This is a genomic window from Paenibacillus sp. sgz302114 (assembly GCF_056120345.1).
The window spans coordinates 96,423-109,712 of record NZ_JBVYOI010000005.1 but is presented as its reverse complement, the minus strand read 5'-3'; the positions used below and the strand labels follow the sequence as shown (position 1 = coordinate 109,712).

Here is a 13,290-nt window from a genome sequence, read left to right as displayed (position 1 = left end):
TGCTTTTAAAAATCGAAATATATTGCATAGGGATACAACGATATTGATTCTACAGGGAGAGATTACGCCAATGGTCCAGCTGCAGCATTTGACGCTTCCGCTTCAGCGGAATAATCGGTTCTACTGCTTTCCCGAGTCCGCCGGCTACTACCGGCATTATCAGGGCCATGAGGTGCGCCGCGCCGCAGGTATGCTGCAGGAATTCAATCTGCATCTCGTAACAGCAGGCGTCGGCTATGTCGAGCTGGAACAGCAGCGCTACGAGCTTACGGCCGGCGATGCCTTTCTATATTTCCCGGGCGATAAACAAGTGTATTACGCCGATAAAGAACGTCCGTGGGACTTCAAATGGATCCATTTCTACGGCAGCGGCATCCTCGCCGATCTGACCGAGCGAGGCTTCCACCGCTCGATCGGCTGGCGAATACGCTCATCCTCCGTGCTGGAGAGTCTGATCGACGAGCTGCTTCTAGAGATGGACCAGCATAAAATGCTTCATCCGAGCCGTATCTCAATGCTGATGTACGGCATTATCGCCGAGTTCATCGAGCAGGCTGAGCCGGTTTCCGCACCGGGCGCTGGCGCATCCGCCATTGAACGTATGCTGAAGCTGCTGCCAGAACTGCAAGCGGCGGCCACCGAACCGTTCGATCTCGACGAATGGGCGGCTCGTGCGGGAACGAACCGATATGCCTTCTGCCGATGGTTTCGCCGCGCGGCAGGCCAAACGCCTCTGGAGTTCGTGACTATGTGCCGCATTCAGCGCGCGAAGCAGTTGCTCGTCGAACGGCAAAGCTTAAGCGTACAGGAGATTGCGCGATTGTCCGGCTACATGCACCACAGCTATTTCAATAAGCGTTTTCAGGAAAGCGAGAATATGACGCCGACCGCTTACCGCCAGCAATTTTATATGCAGTCGCTTGTTCATACCCCCGATTTGGGCTACAATCAATGAAAATAGGCACGAAATAGAGAGATAAAGGAGTAGGAGAACTTATGTATAAATTGATTGCTATCGATATTGACGACACCTTGCTGACGGATGAATGTACGGTAACGCCGGGAACGAAGGAAGCGCTAATCGCTGCGATGGAGAGAGGCGTTTTCGTCACGCTGGCAACCGGCCGCATGTTCCCTTCCGCGCGGAAGATTGCCAATCAGATCGAATTGAACGTTCCGATCATCACGTATCAAGGCTCTAGCGTCAAAACCTTGCTTGACGAGCAAGTGCTCTACGAGCGTTACGTGCCGCAGGATGCGGCGGAGCTGCTGATGAACTATTGCGAGGAGAACAACGTCCATCTCCAGCTGTATACCGACGATATCATTTATGTTAGAGAAGACAACCAGCACGCGAGAGACTACTCGAAGCTGGCGAACCTCCCGTTCGTCGTTGAGCCGGATTTCAAATCGCTAATCAAGCGTCCGACTGCCAAAATGCTCATGATCGACGACCCTGCTCGCCTCGACGAAGTGGCTGCTGACTTGAGAGATCTGATTGGCGCGAACACGCATATTACTAAATCTAAGCCGCACTTCCTCGAAGTGACGCATAAGGAAGGCACCAAGGGCCATGCGATTTCGTTCATGGCGCAGCACATCGGCTGCACGATGGACGAAGTCATTGCGATCGGCGATTCCTGGAACGATCACGAAATGATCGAGGTAGCTGGACTCGGCGTGGCGATGGGCAATGCGGTTCAGAAGCTGAAAGACATCGCGCAGTATATTACGAAAACAAACAATGAAGAAGGCGTACGCCATGTCATTGAGAAGTTTATTTTGCAGCCGGAGACGGTATAAGTTGTAATGGAGAGAGCTGTGCCTGCGGGCGCAGCTCTTTTTGATTAGGATGACGCAACGGTGAAGTATGTCCATAAGGTGAGCAGCAGCGATGTCACGAGCATTGCGATTAACGGCTTCACCACCGATGCTCGCTGGCCATCTCCCCGCAGGTTCACGTTTAGCCCAAGAGCGACCATCGCCATCGTGAGCAAAAATGTGGTTAACATCGTCAGCCCATTCGTCAGAGCAGGCGAGGATTGCAGAATTGCTTGGCCGGAACCGCTGCTGCCGAGCAGGCTCATGAGCATGAAGCCGAGCAGAAACCACGGCATTGCGATTGGTTGGGCACCAGCGGCATCAGCTTGCCTATTGCCTTGTGCACGTGCGCTGCGAATGCGCTTCATGACTGCTACAAGCACTAGGCACAGCGGCACGAGCAGGAAGACGCGCCCTAGCTTCGCGAGCAGTGCGAGCGCCAGCGCATCTTGCCCCGCCGGCGCTGCTGCCAGCGCGACATGGGCAATTTCGTGCAGGCTGGTCCCAGACCAGACGCCGTATTGCAGCCCAGTGAGTCCGAGAATTGGCCGCAGCAGCGTGTAGCCGACTGCGAAGATCGTGCCGATGAGGGCGATTAGCCCTGCGCTGAGCGCGGTCTCTTCTTCCTTGGCCTGGAGAATCGGCGATACGGCGGCAATCGCAGCCGCACCGCAGATGCCAGTGCCGATGCCAAGCAGCAGCGACAGCTTCATGTCGGCCTTGAGCCATTTCGCCAGCAGCAGCGTGCAGCCAATCGCGAAGACCGCAGCCAGTGCATCGCGCCCGAGAAGGCCGAGCCCTTCTTGGAATACCTGCGCAATATTCAATTTCAACCCATAGAGGATGATAGCGAGTCGAAGCAAGCTTTTGCCTGAGAAGGTGATACCGGATCGCAGAGTGTCCTGCGGATATCCGCAGAAGTGCCGGTATAGAACGGCCAGCATAATGGCACAGGCCATCTGCCCAGCGTAGTGGAAACCGGGCAAGCGTGAGATGCCGAACCCTGCTGCGGCAATGAGAAAGGTAAAACCGATACCGGGCAGTCTCTGCTGGAGCGCGGATACGGACGGTGCTTGATGTACTTGCACGGAGGCAAGCGGCTTCACGGTATTCGTATGTTGGATTGCTGCCATAGCGGATTGCCACCTCCTGGACGATCGAATAAGATGGTTCCCATTATACGTGGCGCTGCCTTATAAGAGAAATCAATCATAATGATAAAATAAATAAACAATTGTTATGTTATCGTTATTCATTAATCGCAGCCTTGTGAGCAGCGGATGCCCGTTACCTTTTTGTAACTTTACTCGTTGAACAACCGTCTATAATGATAGAGTAAACACCTACAACGCGGAGGGATCCTTATGTTCGGCAATCGCTTTAAACATCCACTAAAACAACTTACACTCGGCGCACTTGGCACACTCGTCATCGCCGTTTCTGCCCCGCTGGCCTTTGCGGATGAAGCCCCACCAACTGCAACGACCAATACCGGCACCGTCACAGCGGTACCGATCAGCGCTCAGCTTCCTGCTTCAGGCGCCGTAAAGATTCAGGAGAATAAGCTGACCTTTAAGGACGAGGTCTTTGATTATGAGCTTCATCTGCCGCTCATTAGCGGTATGAAGGATGCAAAATACCAGCAAGCGCTAAATGCTAATATTACTGCTCGCGCGATGGCCGTTGCGAATGAGCTTCATAAGCAAGCGAAGGATGACGCCGCTGCGGCGCAAGGAGACTACGAATTCCGCCCATACTCCGTTTATGTAAGCTTTGAACTCATCTCGGACGGCAGCGAGGCAGCGGGCAATATTCTGTCATTCAAAGTGCTCACATATACGTTCACTGGCGGTGCTCACGGCGCTACAATTGCTCAAACCTATAACGTACGCAACGCGGCAACCGCTTCCCAGCTCAAGCTGAAGGATCTGTTCGGCAGCAACTATAAAGCAATCATCAATAAAACAGTTAAGGCTGAAATTACAGCCAATCCAGACTATATTTTCGCTGATTCGTTCAAAGGCATTTCAGATAATCAAGCCTTCTACGTGAAGGACAATAAGGTTTATTTCATCTTTCAGCAGTACGAGATCGCGCCATATGCAGTCGGCATGCCTGAGGTAGCTGTGAACATCCCAGCGCCAAGCAATCTGGCATCACTCCCTGTCGTTGTCAATGGTACGAAGGCCGCTGCTGCGAAGCTGTATGTGAACAAGCAAGGCGTCGCTATGGCGTCGCTTCGCCCGATTGCCGTGCAGCTTGGCTACACAATTGGCTGGAATGCGAAGACGCAAAGCGTGGAGCTTACAAAAGGCGCACAGTGGACATCGCTCCAGGTCGGCAAAGACCGTTACACCTACGCTCGGATGGCTCCATTCACGCTCGGCACCGCGCCGGTTGTGAACGACAAGTCGATCTATGTGCCGCTCACGTTCTTCTCGCAAGTGCTGAAGGCGCAAGTGGCTTATGGCCAGGAATCGGTTACGATTGCGGAGGCCGCGAAGTAAGAAAAAAGAAGCTGAGAGAACGTATTTGTTCTCTCAGCTCCATTTTCGCGCGATTTTGCCTCTGAGAGCACGTATATGCTCTCTCAGATACGCGCAGACTGCTTTTCGCGCGCGATTACGCACTAAGAGAACGTATATGATCTCTCAGCTTCATTTTCTCGCGATTTCGCCTCCGAGAGATCGTATTTGCTCTCTCAGCTCCGCGCAATCCGCTTTTCGCGCGCGATTACGCACTGAGAGAACGTATTTGTTCTCTCAGCTTCTTTTTCTGCGCGAATCCATGCTGAGAGCACGTATATGCTCTCTCAGATACGCGCAGACTACTTTTCGCGCGCGATTACGCGCTGAGAGAACGTATATGATCTCTCAGCTTCATTTTCGCGCGATTTTGCCTCCGAGAGAACGTATTTGTTCTCTCAGCTTCATTTTCACGTGATTTTGCCTCCGAGAGCACGTATATGCTCTCTCAGATACGCGCAGACTACTTTTCGCGCGCGATTCCGCGCTGAGAGAACGTATTTGTTCTCTCAGCTTCATTTTCACGTGATTTTGCCTCCGAGAGATCGTATTTGCTCTCTCAGCTCCGCGCAGACTACTTTCGTGCGCGATTACGCACTAAGAGAACGTATATGATCTCTCAGCTTCATTTTTGCACGATTTTGCCTCCGAGAGCACGTATATGCTCTCTCAGATACGCGCAGACTACTTTTCGCGCGCGATTCCGCGCTGAGAGAGGGAAAAACCTCTCTCCGAGCAAAAATTTAAAGAAAATAACGTGATCGCGGCGCTGAGAGAGGAAAAATCCGCTATTGGCGCAGTGGACGGGAGGGTTCTGAGACTGGGGGTTTGTTGGCAGCTTGGCGCTCGGACAACTATCGAACTCGTTTGTGGATCGCCGGAAGAGACCCTATACCGTACACAAGCCATGCGAAAGACTCATTCGTCACGCCGAAAGTCGCAGCCAATTGGTCCAAAGTATTTGCTTCAATACCATGGCCGCCGTAATGGATCCAAAAAAAAAAAAACAGGGAAGGGTTCCCCCCTGCCCTGCCCCTACCATGCCTTACCTTACTAACTCCATCTTCTATATCCCCGCAAGCACCTGGTACCATACACCTTTCGGCGAATAAAGGTTTTTGCGAACTTCATCCCACCCGCCAAGGTAGCTAATATCGAACAGATCCTCAGGTACTTTATAGCTGTCCTTCATCTTCTCCATCACAGCCGGATCGATCGGACGGAAGCCGTAATCGGCGAACACCTGTTGTGCTTCCGGAGTGAACATATAGCTCAGGAACGCCTCCGCCACTTTGCGCGTGCCGTGCTTGTCGACGTTCTTATCGACAATCGCCGCTGGATTCTCAATGAGAATCGTTGACTTCGGCACAACAATCTCATAAGGCACGCCGCTCTTGATACGAGAACGCAGCTCGTTCTCATACGTCACTATGACATCGCCAACTCCGTACTCGAAGGCCGCCATCGAGGCACGGCCGCTTTTGTCCAGCGATTCCACGTTCTTGTGGATCCGCTTCAGGAAATCTTTCGCATACGCCGGATCCTTCTTCCCCGTCTTCGCTTCAGACTCCTTCAGCCCCGCGCCGTACATCGCATTAATGTCCCACTGCGCTCCCCCGGATGTTTTCGGGTTCGGGTAAAGCACCTTCACGCCTTTGCGGGTCAAATCATCCCAGTCATGAATGCCCTTCGGATTGCCCTCGCGCGTACCCATGACTGCAATCGAGCGCGTAATCATGCCGCGATTAGGGGCGGAGCGCCAATCGCTCGTAATAAAGCCTGCTTTTGCAATTTTATCAATATCGCTCTCCATCGCGAGAGCGGCAATATCCGCTTCGAATCCGCCGGCTATGGCGCGTGCCTGCGTACCTGACGCTTCATACGACTCTTGGAAAGTAACCGTCTGCCCCGTCTTCGCTTTCCATTCCTTCGCAAATTGCGGCAGCAGCTTGCTGAATGCATCTCTCGCGACCGAATAAGCGCCGATAACGAGCGTGACATCGCCTTTTTTCACAGCAGCAGCAGCAGCAGTACCATCTCCGCCGCTTGCCGGCTTGGCCTCACCACTATTACCGCAAGCAGCCGTCAGCAGCAGCGCAATTGAGACAAGTGCCAATCCAGCCATGCGCCATCCTTTTGTTAGGGTAGGTTTCATCGTTTACACAACGCTTTCTATCAAGTATCAAGTCGGCTGTGGCCGCAATTAGATATGCATCGGCATTGGGTCTTCTTTCAGCTTGTTCTCCATAATCCACGTGTCATCGTCGTTGAAGAGGTATGCACGGTGGATGAGTACGTTGATCTCTTCTCCCGGCTGCAAAACATCCTTCTCCAGGGAACGATAAGTAATCAGCTTAATGTCGCCGACCACCACTTCAACCATCCATTCACTTCCGCGGAAGTGAAGATGTTTCACTGTCCCCGGAACCGTTGCCGAAGGGAGACGGAACTCGTGGCGCTTGCCGATCTCAATATATTCCGGACGAATAAGCGCTTTTGTTCCCGGCCAATTGGCCGCTTCCTCGAAGCCCTTGAGCAGCTCCACCTGATCCACAATCGTCGACTCGCCGATGAAGCTCGCCACGAACTGAGTTTGCGGGCTCTTATAAATATCCCAAGGCGTACCCTTCTGCTCCAGGCGCCCTTTGTTAATGATCATAATTTCGTCAGCTACTTCAATCGCTTCGTCTTGGTCATGCGTAACGAAGATCGACGTAATGCCGAGACGCTCGATCATTTCTTTCAGCCAAGTGCGCAGCTCCGTACGGATCTTCGCATCAATCGCAGCAAAAGGCTCATCAAGCAGCAACAGTTGAGGCTGAGGAGCAAGCGCCCTTGCAAAAGCAACCCGCTGCCGTTGTCCGCCAGAGAGCTGGTGCGGATAACGATGCTCGAAGCCTTTTAGCCCCGTAAGCTCCAGCAATGACATGACTCGCTCACGAATAACATCCTTCGCTGCCTTCTTCACCTTTAGTCCGAATGCAACGTTGTCGTAGACCGTCATATGCTTGAACAACGCGTAGTTCTGAAAAACAAATCCGATCCCGCGCTCCTGAGGAGGCAGATCATTCACTCGCTTGCCGTGAAACACAATATCGCCGGAAGTCGGCGACTCGAGACCCGCCAGCATGCGGAGAATCGACGTTTTGCCGCCGCCGCTTGGGCCCAGTAGGCCGATCAATTGTCCTTTGGCAATGTCGAAGCTGACATCGCGAACCGCATGAAAATCACCGAACTGTTTATTTAAACCGCGCACCTCGATATGCATCGCTTAATGCACTTCCTTTCTCTTCTTGGCCCATTCCATAAGCAGCAGCAGTCCGACGGAGAAAGCCGCAAGCACAAGCGCTACGCTGCTCGCCGCCGCTACATTGAAATTCTCTACATCCTGATAGACGAGCGTTGTCGCCGTCTGCGTCTTATTCATAATATTGCCGGAGACGACGAGCACAGCGCCGAACTCCCCAAGCGATCTCGCAACCGTAAGCACGACGCCATAGATGACGCCCCAACGGATAGACGGCCATGTTACTTTCCAGAACGTGTACCACGAGTACGCGCCGAGCGTCGAGGCCGCCTCTTCCTGCTGAGCCCCAATCTCCTGCAGCACCGGCATTACTTCGCGCACCATGAGAGGGAATGTAACGAACAATGTCGCAAGAATCATCCCTGGCAGCGCATACACCACTTTAAATCCGATATCCTCGAAGAACGTACCAAGCACCGAGCTCGGTCCGAGCATAAGCACAATCATCAAACCGCCGATAACAGGAGATACCGCGAACGGCAGATCGACGATGCTGTTCATAAAAGCTTTAAGACGCCTGCCGAGCCAGGTCCCGCGAACGAGATAGAGCGCTAACATAACGCCGAACAGCGTATTGAGCAAGGTGACGACTACGACGATCATGCCGGTCATCATAAGCGCATGCAGCGATTCCGGACGGGTAAGCGCATCTGCGAAGCCGCTCCAGCCATCTCCCCATGAGCCGGTAAAAATCTTTCCAAGCGGCACTATCAGTAGAACGAGAAATACCGCATAAGTTAGCGTGATCCACAGCCTTCTCATTTGCCATGCCTCCTCGACTGCACATAGTTGACTGCGCCTAGTATGAGGAAGGACAGCGTCAGCAGCAGGACGGACACAGCTGCTGCTCCTTGCGCGTTATCGCTCTCAATCTCTCCGAAAATATAAACCGAAGCGATGAGCGTCTTGCCTGGTATGTTGCCCGCAACGAGCACGACAGCGCCGAATTCGGCAAGCGCGCGAGAGAATGCCAGCATTGCGCCGCTAATAATGCCAGGCAGCATAGATGGGAAAATCACCTGAAAGAACGTTCTTGCCCTCGAAGCGCCTAGCGTATAGGACGCCTCTTCCTCCGATTTATCCAGCTCTTCGAGCAGTGGCTGCACGCCGCGGATGACGAAGGGGAATGTGACGAACACCATGGCGATAATAATCGCCGGCTCATGAAACACAATTTCAAATCCGAGCTTATCTGCTAGATTGCCAACGAAGCTATTCGGCCCTAGCAGCAGCAATATCATCAAGCCGCCGACTGCGGTCGGCAGCGCAAAAGGCAAATCAACAAGGCTGTTCAAGATGCGGCGTCCGGGGAATCGGTAGCGAATGAGCACCCAGCCTATCATCGTTCCGAGAACAACATTAATAAGTGCAGCGATGACAGACAATTTGATCGTAAGCAGCACCGCTTTCCATGCAAGCGGGTCTATAATGCTTTCCCAGAAAGGCGTCCAGCCCAAGTGAAGCGATTGCGAATAAATCCCAATAATCGGCAGTACGATCAAAAGCACGAAATAGAGCATAATGGTGCTGCGAAAACCGAAGCTCCACCAGCGGTTGCTCATTATGATATTCAAGCTGACTTACCTCCTGACGCTTTCCTTGAGGAATCGCGGATACGTTTTTCATAAATCTTGAATCACTTTTAATCCCCATCAAACTACTTGGTATTAAATGTAGCAGACAGAAGCGGATCTAGTCAATTGTTATTATTGTGATCAGCTGCGGCTTCCCTAGCAAAAGAAACTCCCTAGAGCATCATCGCTAGGGAGTTTCTGATTGCGAGGACTACTCGCCCTCGATATAATAGTTGTCCTCGCCGATCGTCAGCTTGGCTTGTCCTTGCGTCAAATCGGTGATCCAATTGCTGAACCGCTCTGCATCCGCGACTTCCGGCAAGCAAGTAATGATGACACGGTCCGTAAAGTCCGTCCCGCCGATGCGCACGCCGCGGGCATGGAACTCGTTCTCGAGCTTGCCATACCACGTATAGTCAACATCGACAATGACCTCCCGGTGCAGCACATTGGTGATCGTCTCCGCTGCTTCAATGGCCGATACCGCACCGTCCGTGTACGCACGGATAAGACCGCCAGCACCAAGCATAATTCCGCCAAAATAACGGGTTACGACGATGACGACATTTTTGAGACCATGGTGCTTGATCACTTCGAGAATCGGTTTGCCCGCCGTGCCGCTTGGCTCGCCGTCATCCGACTGCTTCTGGATCTCGTCCCGCTCGCCAATGACGTACGCCGAGCAATTATGATTCGCATTCCAGTGCTGCTTCTTCAGCTCCTCGATGAAGGCGATCGCTTCCGCTTCCGACGTGACCGGCTTGCCATAGCCGATGAACCGGGATTTCTTAATAATAATTTCGCCGCTCGCCTGCTGGCGGAACGTCTTAAACTTAGCTAGCATGACAGCCGATTATAACCGAGCTTCGAGCTCAGCCTTTTCTTTCTCATAGCCAGGCTTGCCAAGCAGCGCAAACATGTTCTTCTTATACGCTTCAACGCCCGGTTGGTCGAACGGATTCACGCCAAGCAGGTAGCCGCTGATGCCGCATGCGATCTCGAAGAAGTACACGAGGTAGCCGAATGTGTACGGCTTCATGTCTGCAATGTTCACGACAAAGTTAGGCACTTGGCCGTCTGTATGCGCAAGCAGCGTACCTTCGAACGCTTTCTTATTAACGAAGTCCATCGTCTTGCCGGTTAGGAAGTTCAGCCCGTCCAAATCACTCTCGTCATGCGCGATTGTAATTTGTTCAGCGACATTGTTCACTTGAATAACCGTTTCGAAGATGTTCCGGTTGCCTTCTTGAATGAATTGGCCCATGGAGTGCAGATCCGTCGAGAAATCTACAGCCGCCGGGAAAATTCCTTTGTAGTCTTTGCCTTCGCTCTCGCCGTACAGCTGCTTCCACCACTCCGATACGAAGTGAAGCGCAGGCTCGTAGTTTACGAGAATTTCAGTCGTTTTGCCTTTGCGGTACAGTGCGTTACGCGCTGCAGCATATTGGTAAGCTTCGTTCTCCGAAAGCTCTGGGTTGCTGTATGCTTGCGATGCGTCTGCTGCGCCCTGCATCATCTCTTCAATGTTGATGCCAGCTGCTGCAATTGGCAGCAAGCCAACCGCTGTCAGTACAGAGTAACGGCCGCCTACATCGTCAGGGATAATGAAAGACTCGTAGCCTTCCTCTGATGCAAGCTTCTTCAGTGCGCCTTTCTCACGGTCAGTCGTTGCATAGATCCGTTTGCGCGCTTCAGCCTTGCCGTACTTCTCTTCAAGCGCTGCACGGAATACGCGGAACGCGATCGCCGGCTCTGTTGTTGTACCGGACTTCGAGATCACGTTGATCGACCAGTCGCGGCCTTCAAGCAATTGAAGCAGATGCGTTACATATGTAGAGCTGATATTGTTACCCGCGAAGAGCACTTGAGGCGTCTTGCGCTGCTCGCCTGGGAGCAAGTTATAGAAAGAGTGCGATAACATCTCGATAGCAGCGCGTGCGCCAAGGTAGGAGCCGCCGATGCCGATAACAATCAGCACCTCGGAATCCGACTGGATCTTCGCAGCCGCTTTCTGAATGCGGGAGAACTCTTCTTTATCGTAGCTATTCGGCAAGTCAATCCAGCCTAAGTAGTCTGAGCCTGCACCTGTTCCATTGTGAAGCTGATCATGTGCAGTGCGTACCTGCGCCGCCAAATTGTCAATTTCATGCTGTCCGATAAAAGTCAGCGCTTTGCTGTAATCAAACTGAACTGCTTTACTCATTCCGGTAAAACCTCCTTTTTCGTTAGCATTAGGATAAAGGATTTGCTAGGTAAAAACAAGGGATTGCGTTCGCTCCATACAACACGTCTCTATTTTATGATAAAATGAAAACAGCTAAATTCCGGTTCCAAGGAGATGAATTTGATGTTCAAAATCGGCTTTATAGGTCTCGGCGTTATGGGCGAGCCAATGGCTGCTAACTTAATTCGTAAAGGCTACTCTGTTACTGTATACAACCGTACGCCCGGCAAAGCGGACAAGCTCCTTGAACTTGGCGCAGACGAAGCGGCAACGCCAGCTGCCGTAGCGCGTGTGTCGGAAGTGATCGTTACGATGATCAGCAACGACGATTCGATTCGTGAAGTGTATTATGGCGAGAACGGCCTGCTTGGCTCGCTCGCGCCTGGCGCGATCGTTATCGATAGCAGCACGATTTCGCCTGCGCTCTCCCGTCAGCTGCACCGCGATATTACAGCTAAGTTCGGCGATTTCCTTGATGCTCCGGTTACAGGCAGCAAGCCTGCGGCTGAGAGCGGATCGCTCGTCTTCATGGTCGGCGGCGATATCGAGGTCATTCATAAAGTGCAGGATGTGCTCGAGACAATGGGCCGCAAAGTCATTCCGATGGGTCCAGGCGGCAACGGCTCGATTGCGAAGCTTGCGCACAATACGATTGTCGGCGCTAACGTGGCGGCGCTCCTCGAGGGCATGGCAATCGCTGCAAGCGGCGATATCGACGCGAAGAACTTCCTGGAGCTCGTTCAAGCAGGCGGCGCTGCTAGCAAGATGGCGGACCTGAAAGCTCCGAAGCTGCTTGACCGCGATTTCAGCGTACAGTTCTCGCTTGGCCTAATGCTGAAAGACCTGCGCCTTGCATCTACGCTCTCGGATGAGCTGAAGACGCCGACGCCAATTCTCGAAACGGTGAAGAGCCTTTACCAAATGGGCGATGCGATGGGACTCGCCGACCTCGACCTGTCGGCGCTCGCTCACAACTACGAGCAATGGATTAATAGACGGATTACGAACCACAGCGATGTGGAGGATACGGTAGCAGCAGCTTCCGCGACTGAGCAGACGGCGGCAGTATTAGAGGCACAGGCTGAAGATGCAGCAGGTGCGAACCGCAGACGCAGCGAGCGCTTGACGCTGAATGTGCCGCTCAAGCTGTCCGTTTACCAATGGGAGCAGGAAGGTGCTTTCTCCGGTCAGCTCATCGACAGCACGCTCTGCGACATCTCGGACAATGGCATCCAGTTGTCGACAACGGCTCCGCTTGAGCTGGACATGTTCGTGGTCGTCCATTACCCGCAAGATTCCGAGCTGCCTCCGATGATCGGGCGCATTATCCGCATCGAAACGACGGCAAGCCGGTTCCGTTACGGCTGTCTGCTTGCTGGACTTGCTCCGTACCAGCGCCTGCAGCTGGAGGCTTATATCAATAAGCAGCACATTATTGCTGACTAATCTAACAAGAATGCAAGCATGCAAAAAGGCTGCCCGCGATGATGCGGAGCAGCCTTCTTTATTTCTAGATACGTATTATTCCTGAATATAAGAGCAAGCGTAGTCTGTCACAGTCGCTACTTGAAGCTTGAACTTCGCGTTCGCCGGAACTGTAAACTCACCTTCGCCCGAAATGCTGATCCACTCGGATTCGCCTGGAAGCAATACTTTCAGATCCCCTGCAAGAATCTCCATGATTTCTTTCACATCTGTACCGAATTCATATTCACCCGGCATCATAATGCCGAGTGTCTTCTTCGTTCCATCCTCAAACAGCACTGTACGGCTTGTTACCTTACCATCGAAATAAACGTTTGCTTTCTTGACTACTGTTACGTTAGCGTATTGGGACAT

12 protein-coding genes are annotated in these 13,290 nt (G+C 52.6%); 4 read left to right on the top strand and 8 right to left on the bottom strand.

All coding sequences use genetic code 11. The features are described 5' to 3' along the window. Positions 1 to 43: 43 nt before the first annotated feature. Both AC0LWF_RS14970 and AC0LWF_RS14965 read left to right on the top strand, forming a co-directional pair. Positions 44 to 955, top strand: coding sequence for a helix-turn-helix transcriptional regulator (locus AC0LWF_RS14970; RefSeq protein ID WP_474652341.1), 912 nt, complete (start codon positions 44 to 46; stop codon positions 953 to 955). A 41-nt stretch (positions 956 to 996) separates the two neighbouring features. After that, a complete protein-coding gene (locus AC0LWF_RS14965) occupies positions 997 to 1,803 on the top strand; it encodes a Cof-type HAD-IIB family hydrolase (RefSeq protein ID WP_474652340.1) in 807 nt (268 codons plus the stop codon). A 44-nt stretch (positions 1,804 to 1,847) separates the two neighbouring features. Here the strand turns inward: AC0LWF_RS14965 and AC0LWF_RS14960 are convergent, their stop codons facing one another. Further along, complete coding sequence (locus tag AC0LWF_RS14960; RefSeq protein WP_474652339.1) at positions 1,848 to 2,954, bottom strand: YeiH family protein; 1,107 nt, start codon at positions 2,952 to 2,954, stop codon at positions 1,848 to 1,850. A 231-nt stretch (positions 2,955 to 3,185) separates the two neighbouring features. On the opposite strand from AC0LWF_RS14960, the gene AC0LWF_RS14955 reads away from it, so the two are divergent. Further along, positions 3,186 to 4,328 carry a stalk domain-containing protein gene (locus AC0LWF_RS14955; RefSeq protein ID WP_474652338.1) on the top strand — a complete coding sequence of 381 codons (1,143 nt, stop codon included), beginning with the start codon at positions 3,186 to 3,188 and terminating at the stop codon, positions 4,326 to 4,328. A gap of 1,084 nt (positions 4,329 to 5,412) precedes the next feature. Here AC0LWF_RS14955 and AC0LWF_RS14950 read toward each other — a convergent pair. The 6 genes from AC0LWF_RS14950 to AC0LWF_RS14925 all read right to left on the bottom strand — a co-directional run bounded on the left by AC0LWF_RS14950 (position 5,413) and on the right by AC0LWF_RS14925 (position 11,430). After that, positions 5,413 to 6,471, bottom strand: coding sequence for a sulfate ABC transporter substrate-binding protein (locus AC0LWF_RS14950; RefSeq protein ID WP_474652337.1), 1,059 nt, complete (start codon positions 6,469 to 6,471; stop codon positions 5,413 to 5,415). 78 nt (positions 6,472 to 6,549) lie between these two features. After that, positions 6,550 to 7,614 (bottom strand): sulfate/molybdate ABC transporter ATP-binding protein, encoded by a 1,065-nt coding sequence (locus AC0LWF_RS14945; protein ID WP_474652336.1) that lies wholly within the window; start codon positions 7,612 to 7,614, stop codon positions 6,550 to 6,552. 3 nt (positions 7,615 to 7,617) lie between these two features. After that, positions 7,618 to 8,415, bottom strand: coding sequence for a sulfate ABC transporter permease subunit (locus tag AC0LWF_RS14940; RefSeq protein WP_474652335.1), 798 nt, complete (start codon positions 8,413 to 8,415; stop codon positions 7,618 to 7,620). After that, the gene (gene cysT / locus AC0LWF_RS14935) at positions 8,412 to 9,215 is read right to left on the bottom strand and encodes a sulfate ABC transporter permease subunit CysT (protein WP_474652627.1); all 804 of its coding nucleotides are present in this window, start codon (positions 9,213 to 9,215) and stop codon (positions 8,412 to 8,414) included. Before cysT ends, AC0LWF_RS14940 begins: the two co-directional genes overlap by 4 nt. Before the next feature lie 223 nt (positions 9,216 to 9,438). Then, positions 9,439 to 10,071: a YigZ family protein gene (locus AC0LWF_RS14930; RefSeq protein ID WP_474652334.1), complete on the bottom strand. Its 633-nt coding sequence runs from the start codon at positions 10,069 to 10,071 to the stop codon at positions 9,439 to 9,441. A 9-nt stretch (positions 10,072 to 10,080) separates the two neighbouring features. Continuing rightward, the gene (locus AC0LWF_RS14925; RefSeq protein ID WP_474652333.1) at positions 10,081 to 11,430 is read right to left on the bottom strand and encodes a glucose-6-phosphate isomerase; all 1,350 of its coding nucleotides are present in this window, start codon (positions 11,428 to 11,430) and stop codon (positions 10,081 to 10,083) included. 144 nt (positions 11,431 to 11,574) lie between these two features. Between AC0LWF_RS14925 and AC0LWF_RS14920 the strand changes: the two genes are divergently transcribed. After that, positions 11,575 to 12,897: an NAD(P)-binding domain-containing protein gene (locus AC0LWF_RS14920; RefSeq protein ID WP_474652332.1), complete on the top strand. Its 1,323-nt coding sequence runs from the start codon at positions 11,575 to 11,577 to the stop codon at positions 12,895 to 12,897. Positions 12,898 to 12,972: 75 nt separating this feature from the next. Here AC0LWF_RS14920 and ppnP read toward each other — a convergent pair whose 3' ends face one another. After that, positions 12,973 to 13,290, bottom strand: coding sequence for a pyrimidine/purine nucleoside phosphorylase (ppnP, locus tag AC0LWF_RS14915; RefSeq protein WP_090576498.1), 318 nt, complete (start codon positions 13,288 to 13,290; stop codon positions 12,973 to 12,975).

Bases quoted from the DNA above. Each gene is read 5' to 3' on its own strand.
- AC0LWF_RS14925 (WP_474652333.1), bottom strand. From the start codon at position 11,430: ATGAGTAAAGCAGTTCAGTTTGATTACAGCAAAGCGCTGACTTTTATC.
- AC0LWF_RS14920 (WP_474652332.1), top strand. From the start codon at position 11,575: ATGTTCAAAATCGGCTTTATAGGTCTCGGCGTTATGGGCGAGCCAATG.
- AC0LWF_RS14955 (WP_474652338.1), top strand. From the start codon at position 3,186: ATGTTCGGCAATCGCTTTAAACATCCACTAAAACAACTTACACTCGGC.
- cysT (WP_474652627.1), bottom strand. From the start codon at position 9,215: ATGAGCAACCGCTGGTGGAGCTTCGGTTTTCGCAGCACCATTATGCTC.
- AC0LWF_RS14945 (WP_474652336.1), bottom strand. From the start codon at position 7,614: ATGCATATCGAGGTGCGCGGTTTAAATAAACAGTTCGGTGATTTTCAT.
- ppnP (WP_090576498.1), bottom strand. From the start codon at position 13,290: ATGTCCCAATACGCTAACGTAACAGTAGTCAAGAAAGCAAACGTTTAT.
- AC0LWF_RS14965 (WP_474652340.1), top strand. From the start codon at position 997: ATGTATAAATTGATTGCTATCGATATTGACGACACCTTGCTGACGGAT.
- AC0LWF_RS14960 (WP_474652339.1), bottom strand. From the start codon at position 2,954: ATGGCAGCAATCCAACATACGAATACCGTGAAGCCGCTTGCCTCCGTG.
- AC0LWF_RS14940 (WP_474652335.1), bottom strand. From the start codon at position 8,415: ATGAGAAGGCTGTGGATCACGCTAACTTATGCGGTATTTCTCGTTCTA.
- AC0LWF_RS14930 (WP_474652334.1), bottom strand. From the start codon at position 10,071: ATGCTAGCTAAGTTTAAGACGTTCCGCCAGCAGGCGAGCGGCGAAATT.
- AC0LWF_RS14950 (WP_474652337.1), bottom strand. From the start codon at position 6,471: ATGGCTGGATTGGCACTTGTCTCAATTGCGCTGCTGCTGACGGCTGCT.